The 4,468-nt window shown below is 76.6% G+C and carries 5 protein-coding genes; 3 read left to right on the forward strand and 2 right to left on the reverse strand.

The annotated features are described in order from the left end of the window. Positions 1-735, forward strand: a 735-nt coding sequence (locus AOK18_RS05250; RefSeq protein WP_157865036.1) for a lactonase family protein, incomplete at its 5' end; no start/stop codon positions are given. 97 nt (positions 736-832) lie between these two features. Here AOK18_RS05250 and AOK18_RS05255 read toward each other — a convergent pair. After that, positions 833-1,681, reverse strand: coding sequence for a sirohydrochlorin chelatase (locus AOK18_RS05255; protein ID WP_079104855.1), 849 nt, complete (start codon positions 1,679-1,681; stop codon positions 833-835). 434 nt (positions 1,682-2,115) lie between these two features. Between AOK18_RS05255 and AOK18_RS05260 the strand changes: the two genes are divergently transcribed. Continuing rightward, positions 2,116-2,724 carry a SanA/YdcF family protein gene (locus AOK18_RS05260; protein ID WP_240503067.1) on the forward strand — a complete coding sequence of 203 codons (609 nt, stop codon included), beginning with the start codon at positions 2,116-2,118 and terminating at the stop codon, positions 2,722-2,724. Positions 2,725-2,967: 243 nt separating this feature from the next. Here AOK18_RS05260 and AOK18_RS05265 read toward each other — a convergent pair whose 3' ends face one another. Beyond that, positions 2,968-3,822 (reverse strand): alpha/beta fold hydrolase, encoded by an 855-nt coding sequence (locus AOK18_RS05265; RefSeq protein ID WP_055693540.1) that lies wholly within the window; start codon positions 3,820-3,822, stop codon positions 2,968-2,970. Between the two features lie 258 nt (positions 3,823-4,080). Here AOK18_RS05265 and AOK18_RS33980 point away from each other — a divergent pair. Then, positions 4,081-4,468, forward strand: a 388-nt coding sequence (locus AOK18_RS33980) for a helix-turn-helix domain-containing protein (RefSeq protein WP_240503068.1), incomplete at its 3' end; no start/stop codon positions are given.

Genomic DNA, 4,468 nt, shown 5'->3' on the forward strand with positions numbered 1-4,468 from the left:
GTCCGTGCCGAGGTCGACGCCGACCGCCCAGCGTCCGCTCGGGTCGGGCTGCACCTGATGGGTGTGCAGCCCGACCCGAGCGGACGCTGGGCGGTCGGCGTCGACCTCGGCACGGACTCGGTGCGGGTCTACACCCTGGACGGCGGGGCTCCCGCGTGCCACCGCGAGGTGGCCCTGCGCCCCGGCTCGGGCCCCCGTCACCTGGCCTTCCACCCCGACGGCACGCGTGCCTACCTCCTCAACGAACGCAGCCCCACCCTGACCGTCTGCCACTGGGACGCCGCCGAGGGCGCGCTGCGGCCGCTCGCCGAGATCCCCGTCCTGCCCGGTGTCCCGTCCGGCGACGCCTATCCGTCGGGCGTCGCCGTCTCGCCCGACGGCCGTTTCGTGTGGACCGCGACCCGCGGGGAGGACGTCCTGTCGGTGTTCGCGGTCGAGCGGGGCGCGGACCGCCCGGAGCACGCGGACCACCCGGTCCGCCCGGCCGGAAGCGGCGGGACGTCCGGGATCGACGGAGCGGTCGGGACGGACGGGGCGGCCGGGCTGCGGCTGACCGCCACCGTCCCCTGCGGCGGCCACTGGCCCCGCGCGCTCACCGAGTCCCACGGGTTCCTGTACGTGGCGAACGAGCGCTCCGGGGACGTGACCTGGTTCGCGGTGGACCCCGACACCGGAATGCCCCGGCGCCGCGGTTCGGTCCCGGTGACGGCGGCGTCGTGCGTGGTCTTCGGCTGAGCGGTCCCCCCGGCCGCACACGCCGAAAGGCCCGCCCCGGTGGCCGGGGCGGGCCTGTTCGGCGCCTGCGTCGTGGAGCGGATGAGCCCGCCCGGGGTCAGCCCGCGGGAGTGCCCTGCGCCTGCTGCGGGCTGATGCCCAGCGCGGAGGTGTACTTCGCCAGGGCGAGCTTGCCGATCGCCGGATAGGCGCCCAGCGCCTCGGCGGCGGAGCAGCCCACCTCCCTCGCGGCCTCCTCGACCAGGCTCGCGTCGATCTCGGGGCCGATCAGGTACGGCGCGAGCGCCAGCTGCTGCGAACCGGCGGCGCGCAGCTGCTCGGCCACCGTCGCGATCGAGCCCTCCTCGTCCAGGGCCGCCGCCATCACCGGGACGGCCAGGCGCGCGGCCAGCAGCATGCCGGTGATCCCGGCCGCCTGCACGGCCTCGTCACCGCCCACGGAGGCGAGAACGATGCCGTCCGCGGCGGTCGCCACGGTGAACAGACGGGCGCGGTCGGCGCGCGCCAGCCCGGCCTCGGACAGCCGCACGTGCAGCGCCTCCGCGAGCAGCGGGTGCGGGCCGAGCGGGGCGGCCACGCGCGTGTGCAGCGGCGACGCGGCGGCCGCCCGGGGGATGTCCCGCTTGACGTGGTGGCCGCGGCCGAACAGCAGCGGTACCAGCACGGCGCGGCCGGTCCCCCGCGCGTGCAGGCCGGCCAGGGTGTCGGCCAGCAGCGGCTCGTTCAGCTCGATGTGCCCGAGGTGCACCGGCAGGCCGGGGCGGAGCGTACGGACGCGGTCCAGGAGTGCCCGTACGGTGCTCCGCGCGCGCGGGTCCCGGCTGCCGTGGGCCACCACGACGAGGGCCGGGGGCGGCAGCGGGCGGTCCCGGCCGCTCCCGCCGGGCGCCCCGGGACCGGGCGGGCGGCTGCCGGGCGGGGTCGGGGTCGTGGGGTGCGGCGTCATGCCCCCGATCGTCGCCGGGGCAGGTTGCCTCCCCGTTGCGCGGGGGGTGACGGGCGTTTTCCGGCGGTTCACGGCGCGGCCCCGCGTGCTGTGAGGCCGTTCCCGGACCGCGGACCGCGGACCGCGGACCGCGGACCGCGGACCGCGGAGCCGTGGCTCCGTCCCGTCGTGCACCGTCCTCCCGTACACCGCTCCGCCGTGTCCCGCCCGCCCCGCCGCGTACCGTGCCGCTGATCACAGGGCGTGGCTGAACCGGAGGGCGCGCGGGGGCGTCTTCGACGTCGAGGACCGACCGGGGAGGGTGCCCGTCCATGCTTCACCTGTTGCGCCGCGCGAGGGCGGGCGGGGCCCGGCGGCTCCGCCGGCCGCGTCCGCCCCGTCTTCCGCGCCCGCCCCGCACCCGGACCGGCCGGCGGCGGCTGGTGCAGGCGGGGATGACGGTGTGCGTCCTGGCGCTGCTGCCCGCGACGTGGCTGCGCCTGGCGGCGGACGGACGGCTGCACACCACCGCCGACGTGCCCCGCACCGAGGTCGCCGTGGTCTTCGGCGCGGGCCTGTGGGACGGGGAGCCGTCGCCGTACCTCGCGCACCGGCTGGACGCGGCGGCCGAGCTGTACCGGGCGGGCCGGATCGAGGTGGTCCTGGTCACCGGCGACAACAGCCGCGAGGACTACGACGAGCCGGACGCGATGCGCGCCTACCTGACCCGGCACGGCGTGCCCGACGCGCGGATCGTCAGCGACTACGCGGGGTTCGACACCTGGGACTCCTGCGTGCGCGCGAAGAGGATCTTCGGTGTGGACCGGGCCGTGCTGATCAGCCAGGGCTTCCACATCCGGCGCGCGGTGGCCTTGTGCCGGGCGGCCGGCGTCTCCCCGTACGGCGTCGGTGTCGACGACCGGCACGACCTGACCTGGTACTACGGCGGCACCCGGGAGATCCTCGCCGCGGGCAAGGCGGCCCTGGACGCGGCCTTCCGTCCGGACCCCCACTTCCTCGGCCCGAGGGAGCCGGGGGTGCGGCGGGCGCTCGACGGCGGCTGACCCGCGGTCCTCGCCGGCCGAGCGGGACGGGAGGGCCCCTCCCGCCCCGCTCCGCGGCGGGCGGCCGGCTCCGGGGTGCGCACCGCGGGGGTCCACCGGGTGTGCCGGCGTTCCCCGGGTGGGCCGGCCCGGCGGCACACCCGGGCCCGACGGCCCACCCGAGCCCGACAGGATCCCCGGACCCGGCGGGATCCCCCGGTCCGGGTGGGCCGGGCGCGGTGCCGCCGCCTGCCCGGTGGGGCGTCAGCGCGCCGCGAGGCCTGCGAGCAGTTCGGCGGCGGGCTTCGGGTGGACGAGCCAGTGCAGGTGGCTCCCCTCCAGCGTCCGGACGTCGAAGGGGTTGTCGGGGGTGAGCGCGTCGGCCTCGCGGATCATGCGGTCCTGCACGGCGAGCGGAACGCTCGCGTCGGCGGTCAGGCGCACGTAGGTCCGGGGGATCCGGCCCCAGGTCGCGGCCTGCGCGCGGTCGGCGTCCGTACCGGCGTCGAGGTTCTCGTCGGGCTGGAAGGTGCTCAGGAAGGTGCGGAACTCGTCATCGGTGAGGTCGGCGGCGAACGCCCGCTTGAACGCGGCGAGTGCCACCGGGTCGGCGGTGCGGAAGTTGACCCGGAGCAGACCGGTCTCGGCCGGGTTCCCGACGAACGCGGCGGCGAGGGCTCCCGGGTCGGCGTCCGCCATCTCCGGCTGGGCGTAGTAGCCGCCGACCTCCAGGTCGACGGGACACCAGGCCGAGACGTAGACGATCCGGTCGATCAGCTCGGGCCGGGCGTTGGCGACGGCGGTGGCCGTGACACCGCCCCTGCTGTGGGCGACGAGGACGGTGGGCCCGTTCCGTTTGGCCCGCTCCAGGACCTCGATCACGCGGGCGGCGTTGTCCGCGAGCGTGACTCCCTTGATGCCCCCCGGTTCCACGGCGAGGGCACCGAGGTCCTGGGGCGCCTGGTAGGAGACGGGGAAGGTCGCCTCGAACCCGTGCCCCGGCAGGTCGACCGCGGCCGAGCGGTGCCCCAGCAGGGCCAGCTCCGCCTGCAGCGGCGCGAAGGAGAACGAGTTCGCGAAAGCCCCGTGGATTAAAACGAATGTCGGCAGATTCTGCATGCCTCAGCCTCCAACAGAACGATCTGCGAAGCAAGATCGAAGAGGTGGGGAGGATCGTCCGGCGGGCGGCCCGTGAGGGGCTCCGCGCCGTGCCGCCGCCCTGTCTCTCCGTCCTGTGCGACCGCCCCCTTCCGGTCCGTGCCGGCGCCTCGGCCGGAGGCCCCTGAGGCACCCTCCCCCGGTACTCGAACGGGTTACAGGGACGGGTTAAACGGGAGGGTAAGGTCCGCTAGGGTCGAGGCGCGGAAGGAGACCGCCATGGCCACCGAGGAAGAGCTGTTCGCGTCGGTCGACGCGCTGCTGGAGGAGGAGCCCCAGCTCCCGTCCCCGGCGGAGCGCGCCCGCCTGCGCGAGGCCGCCGGCATCACGCAGGCCCGCCTCGCGGCCGCGCTGAAGACGTCGACGCAGAGCGTCAAGAACTGGGAGAACGGCCGCTCCGAGCCCAAACCGCCCCGTCTGGAGGCGTACCAGCGGCTCCTGAAGGGCTGGGCGGCGAAGTATCCCGCGCCGGGTACGTCCGGCCTGCCGGACGGGTCCGGTGCGCCGGGGGCGGCGGGGGCACCCGCCGCCGTGCCCGTCCCGGCCCGTGCTCCGCGGCCGGTGGACGCCGCCCCCGCCGCGGGCCCGGCCGCGGAGCACGGGCCGG

This window comes from Streptomyces prasinopilosus (assembly GCF_001419695.1).
GTDB lineage: Bacteria > Actinomycetota > Actinomycetes > Streptomycetales > Streptomycetaceae > Streptomyces > Streptomyces prasinopilosus.